Source organism: Robertmurraya beringensis, from assembly GCF_042433785.1.
In the GTDB taxonomy this organism is placed as follows: Bacteria; Bacillota; Bacilli; order Bacillales; family Cytobacillaceae; genus Robertmurraya_A; species Robertmurraya_A beringensis.
In genome coordinates this window covers 1-19,263 of the sequence record NZ_JBHLUU010000106.1, presented here as the reverse complement: position 1 = coordinate 19,263, position 19,263 = coordinate 1, and the positions used below count along the sequence as shown (strand labels likewise).

The 19,263-nt window shown below is 38.1% G+C and carries 17 protein-coding genes; all 17 read right to left on the bottom strand.

Annotation, left to right across the window (positions count from 1 at the left end):
* Positions 1 to 14: 14 nt before the first annotated feature.
* The 17 genes from ACFFHF_RS15105 to ACFFHF_RS15025 all read right to left on the bottom strand — a co-directional run bounded on the left by ACFFHF_RS15105 (position 15) and on the right by ACFFHF_RS15025 (position 19,088).
* Complete coding sequence (locus ACFFHF_RS15105; RefSeq protein WP_160547922.1) at positions 15 to 1,103, bottom strand: tartrate dehydrogenase; 1,089 nt, start codon at positions 1,101 to 1,103, stop codon at positions 15 to 17.
* A 40-nt stretch (positions 1,104 to 1,143) separates the two neighbouring features.
* Complete coding sequence (locus ACFFHF_RS15100) at positions 1,144 to 2,571, bottom strand: aldehyde dehydrogenase family protein (protein WP_160547921.1); 1,428 nt, start codon at positions 2,569 to 2,571, stop codon at positions 1,144 to 1,146.
* 24 nt (positions 2,572 to 2,595) lie between these two features.
* Complete coding sequence (locus tag ACFFHF_RS15095; protein ID WP_160547920.1) at positions 2,596 to 3,555, bottom strand: transketolase C-terminal domain-containing protein; 960 nt, start codon at positions 3,553 to 3,555, stop codon at positions 2,596 to 2,598.
* Positions 3,555 to 4,409 (bottom strand): thiamine pyrophosphate-binding protein, encoded by an 855-nt coding sequence (locus ACFFHF_RS15090; RefSeq protein WP_160547919.1) that lies wholly within the window; start codon positions 4,407 to 4,409, stop codon positions 3,555 to 3,557. Before ACFFHF_RS15090 ends, ACFFHF_RS15095 begins: the two co-directional genes overlap by 1 nt.
* 115 nt (positions 4,410 to 4,524) lie before the next feature.
* Positions 4,525 to 5,799, bottom strand: coding sequence for a TRAP transporter large permease subunit (locus tag ACFFHF_RS15085; RefSeq protein ID WP_160547918.1), 1,275 nt, complete (start codon positions 5,797 to 5,799; stop codon positions 4,525 to 4,527).
* A gap of 4 nt (positions 5,800 to 5,803) precedes the next feature.
* On the bottom strand, positions 5,804 to 6,295 hold the full coding sequence (locus ACFFHF_RS15080; RefSeq protein ID WP_160547917.1) for a TRAP transporter small permease subunit: 492 nt from the start codon (positions 6,293 to 6,295) through the stop codon (positions 5,804 to 5,806).
* A gap of 62 nt (positions 6,296 to 6,357) precedes the next feature.
* Positions 6,358 to 7,377, bottom strand: coding sequence for a TRAP transporter substrate-binding protein DctP (locus tag ACFFHF_RS15075; RefSeq protein ID WP_160547916.1), 1,020 nt, complete (start codon positions 7,375 to 7,377; stop codon positions 6,358 to 6,360).
* An 85-nt stretch (positions 7,378 to 7,462) separates the two neighbouring features.
* A complete protein-coding gene (locus tag ACFFHF_RS15070; protein ID WP_160547915.1) occupies positions 7,463 to 8,554 on the bottom strand; it encodes an NAD(P)-dependent alcohol dehydrogenase in 1,092 nt (363 codons plus the stop codon).
* 49 nt (positions 8,555 to 8,603) lie between these two features.
* Positions 8,604 to 9,635, bottom strand: coding sequence for an alcohol dehydrogenase catalytic domain-containing protein (locus ACFFHF_RS15065; RefSeq protein ID WP_160547914.1), 1,032 nt, complete (start codon positions 9,633 to 9,635; stop codon positions 8,604 to 8,606).
* 296 nt (positions 9,636 to 9,931) lie between these two features.
* Positions 9,932 to 10,930 (bottom strand): substrate-binding domain-containing protein, encoded by a 999-nt coding sequence (locus ACFFHF_RS15060; RefSeq protein WP_160547913.1) that lies wholly within the window; start codon positions 10,928 to 10,930, stop codon positions 9,932 to 9,934.
* A gap of 168 nt (positions 10,931 to 11,098) precedes the next feature.
* Positions 11,099 to 12,040, bottom strand: coding sequence for an agmatinase (gene speB, locus ACFFHF_RS15055; protein WP_160547912.1), 942 nt, complete (start codon positions 12,038 to 12,040; stop codon positions 11,099 to 11,101).
* A 323-nt stretch (positions 12,041 to 12,363) separates the two neighbouring features.
* Positions 12,364 to 13,740: an amino acid permease gene (locus tag ACFFHF_RS15050; RefSeq protein ID WP_160547911.1), complete on the bottom strand. Its 1,377-nt coding sequence runs from the start codon at positions 13,738 to 13,740 to the stop codon at positions 12,364 to 12,366.
* A 370-nt stretch (positions 13,741 to 14,110) separates the two neighbouring features.
* Positions 14,111 to 14,695: a TetR family transcriptional regulator gene (locus ACFFHF_RS15045; protein ID WP_160547910.1), complete on the bottom strand. Its 585-nt coding sequence runs from the start codon at positions 14,693 to 14,695 to the stop codon at positions 14,111 to 14,113.
* Positions 14,696 to 14,760: 65 nt separating this feature from the next.
* Positions 14,761 to 15,852, bottom strand: a complete 1,092-nt coding sequence (ribD, locus tag ACFFHF_RS15040; protein ID WP_160547909.1) for a bifunctional diaminohydroxyphosphoribosylaminopyrimidine deaminase/5-amino-6-(5-phosphoribosylamino)uracil reductase RibD — start codon at positions 15,850 to 15,852, stop codon at positions 14,761 to 14,763.
* Complete coding sequence (locus ACFFHF_RS15035) at positions 15,845 to 16,600, bottom strand: GTP cyclohydrolase II RibA (protein WP_160547908.1); 756 nt, start codon at positions 16,598 to 16,600, stop codon at positions 15,845 to 15,847. Before ACFFHF_RS15035 ends, ribD begins: the two co-directional genes overlap by 8 nt.
* Before the next feature lie 33 nt (positions 16,601 to 16,633).
* A complete protein-coding gene (locus ACFFHF_RS15030; protein WP_160547907.1) occupies positions 16,634 to 17,692 on the bottom strand; it encodes an LLM class flavin-dependent oxidoreductase in 1,059 nt (352 codons plus the stop codon).
* 217 nt (positions 17,693 to 17,909) lie between these two features.
* The gene (locus ACFFHF_RS15025; RefSeq protein ID WP_160547906.1) at positions 17,910 to 19,088 is read right to left on the bottom strand and encodes a sulfite reductase subunit alpha; all 1,179 of its coding nucleotides are present in this window, start codon (positions 19,086 to 19,088) and stop codon (positions 17,910 to 17,912) included.
* Positions 19,089 to 19,263 lie beyond the last annotated feature (175 nt).

Here is a 19,263-nt window from a genome sequence, read left to right as displayed (position 1 = left end):
GTTTAGGTTATGTTTCATACTGATGTCCGTGATTTTATCATTTCCGTATATATTTCACCCACACTTGCCCCAACCTCTGAAGTAGAAGCATAACCACCCAAATCTGGAGTAAGTATTGAACCCTCTTCTAGTGTTTTCTCCATGGAATGGAGGATCTGCTTCCCAATATCCTCGAAACCAAAGAAGTCAAACATTTGACTGGCAGACCAAATAGCTGCTAGTGGGTTTGCCATGCCCTTTCCAGCAATATCTGGTGCTGATCCATGAATCGGTTCAAACATGGAAGGGTACTTTCTTTCTGGATTAATATTAGCTCCAGCCGCCAATCCTAATCCTCCTGCCAGTGCCGCTCCCAAATCGGTTAGTATATCACCGAATAAGTTCGAAGTTACTACTACTTCAAATCTCTTTGGATCCTTAATCATAAACATAGCTGCTGCATCCACTAAATAGGAGTAGGTTTGAACATTTGGGTATTCCTTACCCACTTCCTCAAACACTTGATCCCAGAATACCATTGAATAGTTCAGGGCATTTCCTTTACTAATACTAGTTAGAGTCTTTCCTTCTCTAGATGCTGTTTCAAATGCATAACGAATAATTCGCTCGGTACCTACTCTTGAAAAGACACCTGTCTGGAGAACCACTTCCTGAGGCTTTCCTTTGAAAAGCCAGTCTCCAGCTCCTGCATACTCTCCCTCACTATTCTCTCTGATGAAGAGCATATCAATCGTATCTTTACTTCCTCCTACTATGGGACAAGGTGCACCGTTTAAAAGAGTAATAGGGCGAATATTTACGTATTGATCAAACTCTTTACGGATTCTTAAAAGGAGATCCCAAAGTGAAATATGATCTGGAACACCTGGATAGCCAACTGCCCCAAGATAGATGGCATCAAAGCTTTTCAACTGTTCAATACCATCCTCATCCATCATCCTCCCATGCTTCAAATAATATTCGCATCCCCATGAGAAATGTGTAAATTGGAATTTCATTCGTCCGTCCAATTCAGCGATTCGAGTCATCAGCTTGATTCCTTCATTAATCACTTCGGGACCGATTCCATCACCTGGGATGACGGCAATCTTAAAGGTTTTCATTTTTAACCAACCCTTCTAAAATATTTATTTATAGATTATATTAATCTTCGAGGTTTACTACGACAGTTACTGTTTCAACAAGTTCCTGAATGGCGTAAGCTGGACCTTCCTTGCCATTCCCACTTTCTTTTACTCCACCATATGGCATCTGATCTGTCCGGAAACAGCAAGTATCGTTGATTACAACTCCACCAACTTCAAGAAGGTATGGAATTTTATAAGAAAGACTTAAATCAGATGTGTAAATACCAGCTTGAAGGCCATATTTTGAATCATTCACCAATTCAATCGCCTCTTCTAAGGTTTCGTACGTGGTCACAGTTACTACTGGAGCGAATGCTTCTTCGTCTGCCACTTTCATTCCCTTTTTTATATTTGTAATGACTGTCGGATAATAAATACTTCCCTCACGTTTTCCGCCTGTTAGTATTTCTGCACCAGCAGATGCAGCTTCCTCTACCCACTGCTCAATTCGCTTCGCTTCTTTTACACTTATCATCGGACCAACAACGGTTTCTGGGTCGAGAGGATCTCCTACCTTTAGGCGAGATACTTCGTTTAAAAATAGTTCAAGAAACTTTTCCTTTACTGAGTTTTGAACAAATATTCTCTGTACTGAAATACATATTTGTCCAGCATGTGCAAATGCCATCTTAGCAAGTTTTGCGGCTGCTTTCGAAATGTCCGCATCTCCATGAACGATCGTAGCAGAGTTTGACCCAAGCTCCAATGTCGCTTTTCTTAAACCAATCGTTTTTTGTATATGCTTTCCTACTGCTGGTGATCCAGTAAATGTATAATGAGAAATTCTTTCATCGTTTAAAAGCTGTTCCCCTACAGTTCCACCGCTTCCTATTACACAGTGTAAGTAACCTTTAGGAACACCGGCTTGTTCTAACAATTCACATAGTTTAATAGCAATGGTGGCTGTGTCGGATGCTGGTTTTAGAATCACTGGATTACCTGCTGCAAGTGCAGGTGCAACTTTATGAACTACTAAATTCAGTGGGAAATTAAACGGTGTAATCGCTGCGACTACTCCGACCGGTTTTTTAATTGTATAAAGAAAGCGGCCTTGTACATTGTAGTTCGGGATGATTTCACCCACTAGCTTTTTTGCTTCATCTGCAGCGATCTGTAGGGTAGAGGCTGAACGTCTCACTTCTGCCTTAGCATCAGTGATCGGCTTTCCCCCTTCCTTCGCAATAATCTCTGCTAAAGCATCAACATCCTGTAACAATAGTTCAGCCGTTTTCATCAATACTTGGTAGCGGAAATCGGCTGGAAACTGCGTATGTTTATGTGCATGGACCGCTGCTTCAACTGCCTGATTTATTCTCAATTCATCAGCTACACAAATTTCTGAAAAAAGCTCACCCGTGAATTTGTTATACACTTTGTGTGTGTTTGACGTTTCGATCCACTTTCCATCTATAAAAAGCTTTTCCGTTACGATACTCGTTTGCATCCTTTCCAGTCCCCTCTCATTTGTTTATTTTTGTTTCTTCTTCAATGCTTCTTTCACTGTTCTTACAATATGTCCTTCAGAAAGCCCATACTTTTCAAGCAAGTCGTCATTATTCGCAGATTCAGAGTTTACATCTCTTACACCTACACGTAACATCGGTACTGGACATTCTTCAACTAGTACCTCTGCCACTGCACTTCCTAATCCACCATAAATACTATGTTCCTCAGCGGTTACAATAACTCCTGTGCTTTTTGCTGCTTTAATAATTGCAGCAGTATCCAAAGGTTTGATCGTAGGCATATGAACAACCGCGACTGAAATCCCTTCTGTATCTAATTGTTCCGCAGCAGCTAATGAACGACATGTTTGTGTCCCCGTCGAAATAATCGTTACATCCTTTCCATCTTTTAAGGTAGCAGCTTTCCCGAATTCAAATTGATATTTACCATCAACAATTACAGGATACGGATCACGTGCGATTCGTATATAGACAGGCCCTTCGTACTTATGTGCAAACTCCATCATTTGCTTCATTTCTATGGCATCTGCAGGTGCAAGAACAACCATATTGGCAAGAGCGCGGAAGATCGCAATATCTTCAAGTGCCTGGTGTGTTTTTCCTGTAACACCAGTTAATAAACCGCTATAAGCACCAATCATTTTTACATCTAGCTTTGGCTGTGCAATTTGAACTTGTATTTGGTCAATTGCCCGTTTGGACAAAAAGGCAGCGAATGTACATGCCCATGGCTGTAAGCCCGTTGTCGCAAGGCCAGCAGCAACACTCATCATATTCTGTTCAGCAATTCCCATTTGTAGAAACTTCTTTGGATTGCCATTAGCCACTGTATCTAGTTTGGTAGAGTTCGCTAAGTCACCATCTATCGCATACACTCGACTGGATTCCAATGAAAATTTAAGCAGTGTATCGCCAAACACGTCTCTCATTGATACATTTTTTTGTGGAACTACACTTTTCATTACAATGCCCCCATTTCAAGTTCTTTTTTCGCCTGTTTTAGCTCAGCATCTGTCGGGATACGCGAATGCCATAGATATTGGTTTTCCATAAATGAAACACCCTTACCTTTTACTGTGTTAGCAATGATCATAACTGGTTTTGTCTTTACCTCTCTTGCTTCATTGAATGCTTTCTCTATTTCCTCTTGGTTATGTCCGTCAATTTCAATCACGTGCCAGCCAAAGGATTCCCATCTTTCTTTTGGGTCATGAATTGGACTCTTTCTAGACTTCTCTTCTCCACACCAACCAAATTGCTGCAACTTGTTATAATCAAGGATGCCAACTAAATTATCGAGTTCATATTTTGAAGCGATATCCGCAGCCTCCCATACTTGCCCTTCTTGAGATTCTCCATCTCCAATCATGCAGAACGTTCGGTACCTTTTACCTTGAAGCTTTGCCCCTAACGCAATTCCAACAGCCGCAGAGATTCCTTGACCTAAAGAACCAGTAGACATGTCAAGACCAGGTAGAGTGTTCATATCTGGATGAGCCTGTAGACGGGAATTTAATGAATCAAAGGTTTGGAGTTCCTCAACTGGTAAATAGCCTCTCAATGCTAAAACTGCATAGAGACCAATCGCTGAATGTCCTTTTGACAATACAAATCGATCTCTTTCCTCACTTTTTGGATCATCTGGATCGATATTCATTTCATGAAAATATAAATTGGTTAGAATATCGGTTGCTGACATTGGACCACCAATATGACCTGCACCTGCATGATGAACGGTCTCGATAATCAGTTTCCTAGCCTCAGATGCTTTCTCTTTTAGAAGCATTATTTTTTCCTTACTTAACGATGAATTCATAATAAAATCCTCCTTTAGTTCAAATGATTATATTTAGTTAAGCGCTTTACCAAATAGAGAAAAATAAACAAGATAAGAAGATGAACTTATCTTGCTTTTTAATCAAACAATCATGCTATTTTAATAAAGATGGCAGCCAAGTAGAAAGTGGCGGGAAGAAAGAAATCACTAGCACGTCTACGATTAATATAAAAATTAATGGAATGACTGCTTTGGCAATTCTTACAATCGATAACTTCGTTAGCTGTGATACCACAAATAAATCAATGCCAACCGGTGGTGTTACTAGGCCAATCGCTAAGTTACACACCATTATGACCCCAAAGTGAACAGGATCAATTCCTAAATTAACTGCAGTACCTAATAATAATGGCACAAATATTAGTATTGCTGCTCCACCCTCTAGGAACATCCCAGCCACAAATAAAATGATATTAACGATAATTAAGAAGATATATTTATTTGTTATGACATCAGATATAGAACTATAAATCATACCCGGTACACCATTCATTTCAATAAAGAACCCAAATAATCCAGCAGTCCCAATTACAATCATAATGACAGAACTGCTTATAGCGGATTTCTTTAATGTATCAGCCACTTGTTGTATGGTCAGATCTCGGTAAACAAAATACCCGACTACAAAAGAATATACAACCGCAACGACCGATGCTTCTGTTGGTGTGAATATTCCTGAATAGATTCCTCCTAAGACGATAATAGGCATTAACAAGGCTAAAATAGATTCCTTAAACGATTTAATTATATCCGGAAAAGTTTTACGTTCTTCTCCAACGTAACCTCTTCGCTTTGCAATTATTAAGGCACTTATCAGTAGAGAAAAAGTAATCAATAATCCTGGAAGAATTCCAGCTATGAAAAGATCGCCAATTGAAACCTCAGCTGCTACTCCATATAATATCATCGCGATACTCGGTGGAATAATAATACCTAGAGCACCAGCTACCGCCTGGTTGGCAGCTGCATATTCAATTTTATAACCTCTGGCTACCATGGCAGGAATCAGTATGGATCCAATAGCCGCCGTAGTTGCTGCTCCCGAACCAGAAATAGCTGCAAAAAACATGGATGTAACAATTGCCACCATGGCTAATCCACCGGTAAAATGGCCAACTAGTGAACTAGCGAAATTAACTAGTCTCTTTGACATACTCCCTGCACCCATTAAATTTCCAGCAAGAATAAAGAAAGGGATCGCCATCAAAGGAAAGGAATTCATAGAAACAAATATTCTTTGAGGAACAATCTCCAAAGGAAGGGTATCATGCATCCACACGCCTAATACAGTTGACAGACCCAAAGAAAACGCGATCGGTACGCTTAAAAATATGAAGACAAATAGAGACACAAAAAATACTGGTAACATCCCATCACTCCTTTCTTCCTAGAAACTGTTCTAAGATACATGTAATCGTATTTAATAGAAGCAGTAAGCCTCCAAGAGGTAAGGAAAGGTAAATAAAAAACATTGAAATTCCTGTTCCAGGGGCGATTTGATTTCCGAAACTTTGCGCTACTTTCCACCCATAGAACATTAAGACGATATAAAAGAAAGTCGATATGGAATGCACTAAGATAATTAGCCATTTTTTAGCTTTTCCTTTTAGAACTTCCGGAAGAATTTCCACGGATATTAACTCGTTATCTCTAAGAGCTAAGGAAGAGCCAATTAAAATCATTAAAATCATCAAGAATCGTGACAGTTCCTCTGACCAAGCCAGCGAGGAGCCTACTACGTATCTTGCAACTACTTGCCAGAAGATAATAATCGTCATAAATGCCAATATGCAGGCTAAGGCATAGCCAAAAAATTTGTTTAACTTATCGATGGTTCGAATATACATTCCACTTATGCTCTTCATTTTTTCAACTCCTTAAAGGGGAGGACAATATTTTCACCGTTCATATTGCCCTCAAGAGGATCTTAATACTTAAAATTCTTTACCTTTTCAATCATTTCCTCACCAATTTTAGGTGCCCATTTCTTATATACAGAATCGGTCTTTGCTTTAAACGATTCCTTATCAGGTTCTGTTAACTCCAAGCCCTGTTCTTTAAGGAAATCAGCTGCTGCATTAATTTTGTCATCGTTTGCTTGTCTTCCAATTGGTTCTGCATGCTCAGCTGCCTTAATAACAGCCTCTTGTTGCTCTGGTGTAAGACTATCAAACGTTTTCTTACTAATAGAAATCGGACCTGGAGAATAGCGGTCTCCTAATAAAGCGACATGGCTTTGAACTTCGAAGATCTTTGATGTTTGAATGGTTGCTAATGAGTTAGAATGACCATCAATAACCCCTTGTTGTAATCCGGTAAACACCTCAGTCCATGCCATTGGTGTAGCATCCGCTCCATATGCTTTCCATGCATCAATCTGCAACTCATTTTCCTGCACACGAACTTTTAAACCTTTTACGTCTTCCACACTATTAATAGGTTTATTTGAAGATGTTGCAACAAAACCATTTTCAACCCAACCAAGTACTTTTACATTTGTTTCTGTTTCAAATTTTTGAGCAAGTTCATCCCCTATTTCACCATCTAATACAGCTCGAGCGTGTTCAAGATTATCAAAAAGGAAAGGAAGATCAAACATATTAAATTCTGAAACCCAGTTACCCATTGGCCCAGCAGATTGAACAGCCATATCCAACGAGCCCATACCCATTAATTCAAACACTTCTCGTTCTCCACCAAGCGAGTTATTATAGTGAATTTTTACGGTTAATTGATCGTCGGTTAATTCTTCTAATTCATCTTTGAAAGCCTTTGCTGCCACATCGAACTTTGCGCCTTCTGGCTCAGGTATACTTAAATCCAATACGATTTGTTTTTTTTCTGAAGCATCAGCATTGGCAGACTGAGTTTCTGCCCCACCCCCACATCCTGCTAACGTCATTGCTAGTACAGCTGCCAGTGTAGTCCCTTTTACCAGTTTCTTCATTTCTATTTCCCCCTTTATTTTAATAAGTAATATTTATTGAAATTTTCTCTTCTCCCCTTGTGCCCACTATCTATTAGTTAAAAAATTAGTTTGGAAAAACAATTACCTTCAAGCTATTACTTCTATTCGCATAAGCTTGATACATTGCCTCGTTTATTTGTTCTAAAGAATATCGATCCGTAATAATGGGCTCGATTTGACTGCCTAAGTCTACCAATATATTAATGGCTAATGGATACGTGTTGGTATATCGGTACACAGAGAAAAGATCTATTTCCTTCTGCAGCATAAGTGTCACATTCAATGGGACTTCCTCTGTATTTGGAAAGCCTATTGTTACAACTGAACCACCTCGCTTGACCATCTCTATAGTAGATTGCAAGGCTCTTACATTACCAGAAGTTTCAAAGACTAGGTCAGCCCCTAACCCTGAGGTTACTTGCATTATCTCTTTAATTGTATCTGTACTTGATATATCAATGACTTGGGTAGCACCAAGCTTTTGAGCGGTCTCTAGTCGTAAGGGCTCCATATCCGTTACAATAATCTCTTTTGCACCATAAGCTTTAGCAGCTACTACCGTCATTAACCCAACGGGCCCCATTCCTGTAATGACTACAGTTGATCCGGGTTTTAACTTCCCTCTGTTGACTGCATGAATGGCTACCGAAAGAGGTTCTGCTAAGGACGCATGTTCAAATGAAAGTGACTCTGGAATAGGAAATAGAAATTCTTCAGGATGCTTTAAAAACTGAACAAATGCCCCTTTTACTGGTGGTGTAGATAAAAACTGTACATCCGGGCAGAGATTATACCTCCCCTCCTTACACCACGAACAAGACATGCAGGCAACACCTGGTTCAACCGCAACACGGTCGCCGACTTTAAACCGAGTCACTTTGTCTCCTGTTGCAACGACAATTCCAGCACATTCATGTCCTTGAATATGCGGATAGGTAACAAGTCTATTTCCAATCCTGCCGTGAGCATAGTAATGCACATCAGATCCGCAAATCCCTACAGCCATCACCTTGACAAGCACTTCTCTCCCAGAGACGGACGGAACATCCTCTTGTTCAATACTCACTTCCAATGGTTTTTGTAGATAAGCTACACTCATAATTTTAGGAATAGCCAAGTCTAGATTATCTGAAGACTCTACTTTTATACTAGACATCCCAACTCTCCTCCTTTATTCCATATTGAATCATAGGATTAATTGCCACTTAATCATGGCTTAGTAATACTTTTCCACATTGTTTATCCTCACATAATTGAAATGCCTCTTCCCATTCAGACAGTGGAAGCTTATGAGTAATAATTGGGGTTAAGTTGACCTTCCTCTGTTCTAAGATTTGGATGACACGATCCCACGTTTTCATCGAATGTGCGAGTGATCCGTATACCTTGATTTGCTTATAAAGAATTAAGTCAAAATCTAAAGTAATTTCTCTACCAGCTATGCCAACTTGTATATGTTTTCCTAACTTTTTTAGTGACTTCAAACAACTCTTTATGGATGGACCAGCACCAGCACACTCAACTGTTACATCTACTCCTAAACCCTTGGTTTCGTCCTCAATAATTTTGTCAAGATTCTGTTCATCAATATTGACGACGACATCAGCACCTAATTCTTTTGCAATCTTCAATCGCAATGCATCCGATGATGTACCTGCTACAATCACCTTGCACCCTTTAACTGCTAGAAGAGATAAGCAAATCAATCCTATTGGACCTGGGCCAGATAGTAAAACGGTATCACCCACTTGAATCGTAGTTAATTCTTCAATAGCCTGCACGGCACAAGCAAGTGGTTCAGACATCGCAGCTTCCACAAGACTCACATGGTCAGGTAACTTGTAAATCATATCTTCCCGAACAACTGCATATTTCGTGAAACTTCCGTCGACCCCATGTCCCATCCCTCTTCGATTGGAGCAAAACATATAATGGCCAGTTTTACAATAGTGACAATCTCCACAGGTTAAGGCAGTGGAACCAAGAACTGTGACTCGATCTCCAACCTTTACCTTGGTAATGTTGGTACCTACCTCGGAAACAATACCAGAGAACTCATGGCCCATAATGACAGGAGGATAGTTTTTAAACGTTTCATGGTAGATATGTAGATCCGTTCCACAAATTCCGGTGTATTTCACCTCTACTTTAACTTTATCTGCTTGACATGGTGGATCATCGATGTCTAATAAAGAAACATTACCTACGCCTGCTTTTACTTTTACTAATGCTTTCAAACTGATCGGCTCCTTTCTTTTCTTCCAGAAAGCGCTTACTCTAATTTTCAAAAAAAATACGTAATATGCTGATATGTATAGTTGCTAAATCAAGTGTGTTAAGCGCTTACTTTTAGAGTCAAAAATAATTCTTTTATTCTATTAGTTTATTAAGCTAACAAAGATACTCATTTTTAGTTAAGCGCTTTATCAAATTCTCGATGGTTAAATTGTATTCAATACTTTATAAAAAATCAACCGTTTTATTAAAAAATTTTGAATATTTTATACTATTATATTACTATACCATTAGCTTGCTACAATGGTGACGTTGAGTTTCTTTCTACAAGCGAAGGCAATAATGTTAAGCGCATTACCTCCTTTTTTTCCCCATTGATCATAGATATAATTAGATCCAAAACCTCTTTTCCCATGTTCTGAATGGGTTGTGCAATGGTAGTTAATGGTGGCTCCACAATAGTTGCAATAAGTGTATTATCAAACCCCATAATAGAAACATCATCAGGAACGCTTTTTCCAAGTTCTTTTACAGCCTGGATAGCACCGATCGCCAATAAATCATTGCAAGCAAAAATAGCCGTAGGAGCATCATCATCTGTAAGGTATTTAAGTGCCATTTTCTTACCTGGCTCCACATGGCTCGGACCATCAATATATTCAAAATTCCCCATAAACTTGATGTTTTTCTCTTCTAATGCTTGTTTAAACCCACGAAGTCTTTCCCTATTACTCCATACATCCCTAGCAATAACAGCAATCTTTTGATGCCCAAGCTTCATCAAATGAGAAGCTGCCAAATACCCCCCCATAAAATCGTCTAGGGCAACTGTATTGATTGAAAACATGGGGAAGTCTCTAGCAACAATGGCCACAGGCACGTGTTCCCTCACCATTTCTTCTACTTTTTCTAAGTTTTCAAAGCCCGACGCTAAAATAAATCCATCTACATTCTTTCTTTTAAGCAGATTAAGGTATTTATTTTCTTTTTCTGGCAAATAATCTGTACTACAGATCACTAAATTGTATCCAAACTCATGGGCACGGTCCTCTATACTTCGTGCAAGCTCAGAAAAAAATGGATTTGCTAAATCAGGAATAAGAAGTCCAATTGTTTTCGTTTGTTTCCCCATTAAAGCAGAAGCCATCATATTGGGTTGATAATCCAACCTCTTCATCACTTCTTCTACTTTTCTTTTTGTTTTTTCTCCTATTCTACCTGTATTGTTAATTACTTTAGAGACAGTTGCGATTGATACGTTTGCCTCCCTGGCAACATCATATATAGTTACTTTCATCGTTCCACTCCTAAATTTAAATCTGAGATGCACTAATTTATTTAGTTAAGCGCTTACTTAATTTTTATATAAATTAGCAATTATTGCAAGAGATTTTTTTATAAACAAGCAAATTATTATTTCAAACAACAAAAAAAGAGGAAGTACTTCAACTCCCTCTCTCACATTCTATTCCTTCTGCTCTTTTATCTTCAACGCAGCCAAACTAGCAAAATCATGCACAATAGTAGCTGCTAATAAAGCGGTGATTTGCGTTTGATCATACTGAGGCAGCACTTCTACTACATCAAATCCAATATAGTTGAATCCAGTAAGAGATCGAATCATTTGTAATGTTTCTCTACTACTGAACCCACCTACCTCTAACGTACCTGTCCCTGGGGCACAGGAGGGGTCAACAAAGTCGATATCAAAGGTTAAAAAGACGGGAGTATCACCAATGACATTTCGCATTTTTGTAAGCACGCTCTCAAATCCCATTTGTTCTAGATCGTGAGTAGTTATGACGTTATATCCTAATTCATAGCTCTCTTGAACGTCGCCAGGATGGTTGAGCGTACCTCTTATCCCGATTTGAAAGACCTTGGACGGATCAACCAAACCTTCCTCATGTGCACGTATAAAAGGAGAACCATGCCAATACTTTTCTTCGTAATACGTATCCCAAGTATCCGTGTGGGAATCAAAGTGAATCAACGCTACGGGTCCATGGACTTTTGCTGCGGCACGTAAACTTGCAAGAGTAATTGAATGATCTCCTCCTAGTCCAATAGGGATGATCCCCTTTTCCATAAGTCCTTTAACTGCTTCTTCCATAAGTTCGTAGCTTTTATGAATATTATGAGGGATGACAGAAACGTCTCCGATATCAATGGCATTTGTTTCATCAAAAGGATACACCTTGTGAATAGGATGGTACGGAAACAAAGTCATAGATGCTTGTCGAATAGCCTGAGGAGCAAAACGCGCTCCTACCCGAAAGGAAGCAGCTGTATCAAAAGGCATGCCAATTATGGCTAGTTTGGCATTCTCTCTTTGTTCTGGTAGTCTCACAAAAGATCCTGTTGTACAAAATTCAGGTTTGACCTCGGGCGATAATGGATATTTCATTTTTTATTTTCCTCCTGTAATTTATTTTGAATGGTTGAGTCACATTCAAAAATAAATCCATTGAAAGGAGTACTGGAATCAAAAAATGTAACATGTTCATTTTATCGCCTCAACTTTCTGTTAAATGTTATGAATGACTGTCATTCATTATTAATCCTAAAAAATAAAATAACACAAAATTATTTTAATAATCTGAATATAAGTGAAAAACAAAAAAAGATCAAGTGAATATCTCCATCTTTTTTCCAATTAGGAAGGGGGGTTGTTATTCCGTGTAGGTGCATGTTGTTCTTCTCGCACCCCTTCTATTTTTTATAAAAGACTTACATCTTTATTAACGTAGTTGGTTCAAGCTCTTCCATTTCATTAAATTCGATATTACTAATCTTTCTAGTAAACATTCTCGTAAGATATATTAGGTACAAAAGTCCGAAGGCAAGCCATGTGGCACCAAGAATAATAGAACTCTTTTCAAGGTTTAACCACAAAACAAAAATTGCTCCCGCACCTAGCAATGGCATAATGACATATGAAAACAAGCCCTTTAATGTTGTGTATTGTTTGTTTTTAAAGGCATAATGTGCAATGACTGATAAATTTACAAATGTAAAAGCAATTAATGCTCCAAAATTAATAAATGAAGCAGCCGTCGCCAGGCTGAAAAAGATCGCAGATAGAGAAGCAATTCCTACTATAATAATGTTTAAAGCTGGAGTCCTAAGCTTGGGATGTACATATCCAAAGATTCTCTCCGGTAGGATTTTATCTCTCCCCATAACATATAACAGTCTCGATACGCTCGCATGTGAAGCAATACCAGACGAAAGTGTGCCAGCTATTCCCCCAGCAATAAAGATAATCTGAAATATAGCTCCTCCGATTGAGGCAGCGATTTCTGGAGATGATGCTTCTAGGTCAGTAAAGTTTTGAGGATTAGGAAAAAGGAGCTGAATAAAATAGGAGGTGACAATAAACATCAATCCACCTAGTAACGCAGTAAGAAAAATGGCCTTTGGAATAGTCTTTTTTGGGTGTGGTGTCTCTTCTGCTAGCATTGCCACCGCATCAAATCCTAAGTATGAAAAACACATTAACGTCGCACCGGCTATTAGAAGTGATGAATCTAACCCTTGTTCAAAAAATGGCTGAATGGAGAATGCTTGTTCTACACCGCCGTCACTTAATAAATATTTAATAGCGACACCAATAAACAATAAAATAATCGTTCCTTGTAGAATAACTAAGAAAGTATTAAAATTTGCCGTTGAATTGATACTCATTAAGTTAAAGAAGGTCACCACAATAACAAATCCTGCCACCCATATCCACTCAGGTACCTCTGGAAAGATAGAAGATAAATAGATTTGAAAAATAAGGGCATTGACCATCGGTAAAAATAAATAGTCCATTAGCGCTGCCCATCCAACTAAAAATCCTAAATGTGGATTAATTGACTTTTGAGTGTACGTATAAGCAGATCCAGCGGTTGGATAAACTTGAATCATCTGTTTATAACTAAGTGCCGTTAACAACATTGCAACCAAGGCTAGGATATATGCTGTAGGAACATGACCTGCTGTAGCTTCGGAAGCAATACCAAAGGTATCGAAAACAACCATAGGTGTCATATACCCAATACCCATTAACACAATATGCGATAGCTTAAGTGACCTTCTTAATTCAATTCTTTCAGCCGGCATGTATCTTCCCCCAAACAGAATATTTTTTCAATATTTAGATAATTTTTTACATGTGCTCTTCTCTACATGTAAAAAATTAATAACCTCCCTTCTATTTACTAAAAATGACTGATCGTCATTCATATAACTGTAAATTCAGAAACCTTCCTTCTTAGTTAATATACTCATACTTTTCTATTCTTTCCACTTCCTCGTTAGATGATCTGACATAAATCGAACAGATATTTAATGAAATCGCTTTCAACTGAGACTATCTTATTTCATGATGGAAGAGAATGCAAGATATTTTTAAACAAGAATCTATTTTTTAAGGTAAATAAAAAACGACAAACACAGTGTGTTGTTTGTCGTTTTTGATAGAATCATTTTCTTATTTTATTGATAATGACCTCTCTAGGAATCGGAATAGTTCTTCTTTCGAGTCTTCTAATTCCATGTCTTGATCTTTAGCTATGTAAAAACGCTCAGCTGCATTTTCGACAAGATTAATAATCATTTTTGATGTCCACTCTACATGGAAATTACTAATAATTTCTTCATGTACGATCGCATTTTGTAAGATCTCCTCGAACCAATGATAATAAGGTGTATAAATCGTTTCCCAGGTTTCTAAAGAATACTCTAATGCAAGACCCGAATAGCAAAGAACAAGCACATCTTTGTATTCATCCGTTATACGATAGGTTTCGTCAATAAACACCTTTATTTTTTCCCAAAAAGTTGTCGTTTCTACTACTCTCTTTTTTATATTGCTGAGTGAATACATAAGTAAGTTTTCAGCAATGGCTGGAATTAGTGCATTTTTTGATCGAAAATAGAGATAAAAAGTCCCCTGTGCAACGCCAGCTTTCTTTACAATATCGGAAATAGATGTTTTGTCTAGACCTTTTTCAGAAATAACTTCAATGGCAGCTTGTAAAATTTTATCATATTTTTCATTGGTGTGACTCATCATTACCACCTCAAATGAATGAACTCCATTCATTTTACTATATTTCATGAGTTACGAGCAAATCAACCTCATTTATAAATTGGGTAACCAACAAATTTAAAATCTTTCCCAATTTGGGTAATCGATGCATCTGAAAGTTCCACAGCATCCTTCATTTTTTCTACACCGCTCCCTCCAAGAAACGATGGAGACATACTCCCACCGATTAACTTTGGAGCCATATAGAGAACAACTTTGTCTATCAGCTGATTTTCAAAGAAGGACGCATTAATTCCTCCTCCACCTTCAATTAGTAGAGAAGATACAAGCTTTTCACCTAATATACTTACCACTTCGGTAGGGTCTACTTGTTTTTTTCCAGATGTATGAAATACATTGATTCCCATACTCTCTAATGTTTGTTTCTTTTCTCTATCGTAGGTGTCACTAGTAAAAATCCATGTTTCTGCCTTTTTATCTGTTACAACCTTTGAATCAAGTGGAAGTTTTAAAGTTGAATCCATTATCACTCGAATTGGATTCCTTCCATTAGGAATACGAGCAGTTAATTCCGGATCATCCTTAATCACTGTATTTACTCCTACTAATATACCCATATTTTGATTTCTGAGATGGTGAACGTCTTCTCTAGCCTCTGCAGAAGTAATCCATTTGCTATCGGAAGTGTGTGTGGCGATCTTTCCATCAAGTGTAATACCTGATTTTAATGTGACAAACGGCTTTTTCTGAACAATAAATTTATTGAACACTTCGTTCATTCGTTGAGATTTTTCCATTCCTACCCCAACAACTACTTCAATACCCGCATCCTTAAGGATTTTTACACCGTTTCCTGAAACTACGGGGTTTGGATCGAGTGTCGCAATAACTACCTTCTTAATACCTGCTTCTACAATCGCTACTGCACAAGGACCCGTTCTCCCGTGATGAGAGCAAGGTTCAAGGGTTACATAGATGGTTCCCTCTCTCGCCTGATCACCAGCCATCCGTATGGCGTGAATTTCCGCATGTGGTTCGCCCGCTTTTAAATGCGCCCCAATTCCTACTACCCGATTATTATTGACGATTACAGACCCGACTAATGGATTTGGATCTGTCTGTCCTTTCATGGCTAAGGCATTATTCAATGCCAAGTCCATATAAAATTCATCATTAGTCATTTGGACAATTCCCTTCTTCTTCTAAATGGCCAGAACGTTTAATTTTTGTTTGAAGATAATTTTCATTGTATTCGGATATATCTCCCCATAATGGTTTTCTATCTGAGACTGTTAGCCCTGCATTTTTTAATGCCTCAAGCTTTTTTGGATTATTTGTCATAAGGGTAACTGGTTTTGAGCGAAGTGCCTTTAGTACTTGAATCGCATCTGAATAATTTCTAGAATCATCTACAAAACCTAGACTTTCGTTTGCATCGACTGTATCGTAGCCATTTTCCTGGAGAATATAGGCCATTGCTTTACTAAATAAACCAATCCCTCTCCCTTCATGATTAGCCAAGTAAAATAATGCACCTGTTCCATGGTCAACAATCATCTTCATCGATTGTTTTAATTGATATCCACAATCACATCTCTTACTTCCAAAAATATCACCTGTATGACAGATAGAATGCATTCGAATAATGGCATCTTCCCCATAAGAAAAATCTCCATATGCTAGAACGCTGGATTGTTGTAGTTCGGCTAAGTTAACAGAAGATAATTTGTTGATAATTTTTTCAAAGTCTTCTGTTACTTCATCACAATTTAACCAACAATACCATTGAAAAACAACTGTTTCACCGTAAAGGTTAACAGGTAGTTTAATTGGACCAACTAAATAGATGGCTCCTTTACCTGTTTTAATTAATTGAATTTTGTCTTCTAAAACAGAAAGAACTTTTGAATCAAATTTTGTCTGTGTCAAAAAGGTAACCTCTTTTCATTATTATTTTCACTTCTACTTACTTATTTCTCTCCTCACGATTGGAGCTATCTTTGTGGCTAATATCTCGATCCCTTCCGCTACTTTTTCGAACGGTAACCCACCAATATCAATTTGCGCTATAAAGCGCTGATGGCCAAAAAGCTCATGTTGACGGAGAATTTTCTCCACGATTTGTTGCGGACTACCCACAAAAAGGGCTGTGTCAGGATCTGTCAATTGATCAAATTCTTCTCTTGATAATTTTCCTGTTTTGCCTAATTGCTGATTGACATATGACTTGTATACAGAATAATAAGGGTAAAATTCATCTCTTGCTTTTTGGCTGGTACTTGCAAAATACCCATGGCCAGTAACTCCTACTCTTAGTTTATCCGATGAGTGTCCTGCCTTACTACCAGCTTGTCGGTACAAATCAACTAATGGCTTAAACCTCATCGAATCTCCACTTAAAATCGCTACAGCCATTCCAACCCCAAGCATACCTGCACGTTCAGCACTTTCTGGTGAACCACCAACACCAACCCAAATGGGTAGCTTATCTTGGAGCGGTCTTGGAGAAATTTCTGCGTTCCATAATGATGATCGAAATTGGCCTTTCCAAGTGATCTTCTCTTGTTGATTTAACTGTAAAAATAGATCCATATTTTCTAAAAATAAATCATTATATTCATTAATATCAAAACCAAAGAGTGGGAACGATTCTAAAAAAGCCCCTCGCCCAGCAATGATTTCTGCTCGTCCATTAGAAAGTAAATCCAATGTTGCAAAATCCTCAAACAAACGAACAGGGTCAACGGTACTTAGAACAGTAGTTGCACTCGTTAATTTGATATTTTTGGTTAGTTGAGCCATTGCTGATAGTACAACTGGCGTAGAAGATATTGCGTAATCTAAACGGTGATGCTCTCCAACCCCAAAGACATCAAGCCCTGCTTCATCAGCAAGCTTTGCTGCCTCGAGTATTTCCTTCAATCTTTTACCTGGACTAATCACTTTTCCTGTATGAGGATCTGGTATAATATCACCAAGCGTATATAGACCAATTTCAATTCCTGCGTTTTTCACCTGCATTACCATATTCTCCTCAATAATTATCACTTAGTTACTTTATGTAAGTAACTATAATGTCACTACAGAGTAGTGTCAAGTAAGTTTTTCTTTTAGAAAAGGACTGTGTATATTTTGATAATGTTACCCTAAAGATATTATTCCAATATTAGAGCTTTTGTCTCGTTTAAAAAATATATAAAAAAAGAGCTATTCGAATGTTCGAATAGCTCTCTTACTATTAGTATACATCACGCTGGTATCGACCCTGCTTTTTTAAATCATTTAAATAACTTTCAGCCTCTTCACGTGAAAGCGAACCTTCTGTTTCGATAATCGTGATCAGTGCTTCATGCACATCTTTAGCCATATAAGTCTTATCTCCACAAACGTAGAAATATCCACCTTTTTCTAGCCACTCATAAATTTCCTTACTGTTTTCAAGCATCTTGTGTTGGACATACACTTTTTGTTCTGAATCACGAGAGAACGCGGTCTCTAATTTTGTTAAAGAACCTTCCTTTACATAGCCCTCTAACTCTTCTTTGTATAAGAAATCTGTTTCCGCATGCTGATCTCCAAAGAACAACCAAGATCTACCTGCTGCTTTACCCACGGCACGTTCTTGAATGAATGAACGGAATGGGGCGATACCTGTTCCAGGTCCAACCATAATGATATCTGCTTCGTCAGATTCAGGAAGATTAAAATGCTTGTTTTGTTGAATAAATACAGGAATGCTATCGCCCTCTTCAAGACGTTCTGAACATTGTACTGAACATACTCCCTTACGATCACGTCCATGGGCTGTATATCGTACGGCACCAATGGTTAAATGTACTTGCCCAGGATGAGCAACAAAGCTGCTTGCGATAGAATACAGACGTGGTGGCAATTTTCTTAAAAGAGATACAATTTCTTGAGCTGATCCGGTCCATGGTCCAAAGTCATGCAACAAGTCAAGTAAATCACGACCATCCACATATTCCTTTAATTCAGCAATATTTTCGGCTGCTACTAGCCTTTTTAACTCCGTGTTCTCAGTTAGTTCAGCAGCTTGTTGTAAAATTTTCTTTGTTAATAACGTAATTTCAAAGTGAGTGGATAAAGCTGCTTTCAGTGGTAAAGTTGTACCAATCTTATCAACAATTACAGGCGTTTCTGCATCCCACTTCATTTCTTCAAGGATAGACGCAACTAAATCAGGATCATTTTGCGGAAAAATCCCAAGGCAATCTCCCGGTACGTATGAAAGGCCGGAATTTTCTAATGACAACTCTATATGTCTTGTTTCTTTATTAGAAGCAGGTCCATTTATATTAATATTTTTAAGAACCTTTGCTTGAAATGGATTTGTTCTAGAATAAGCCATAGTCTCTTCCTTTTTTTGTTCTGATATATTTTCTGCAGTTCGTTGCATGTTCGCCACCTCACAAATTTGTATAACAATAATATTATAACATTTTTCCACTAGTGTTGCGTTAATTTAATTTGACTATTGGAAATACTTAAAATGTTCAATTTTATTATTTTGTGCAAAGAAAAAGTCCTTTATAATGGATAAGTCAGGTGGTAACCCGTCCAAATCCACTATA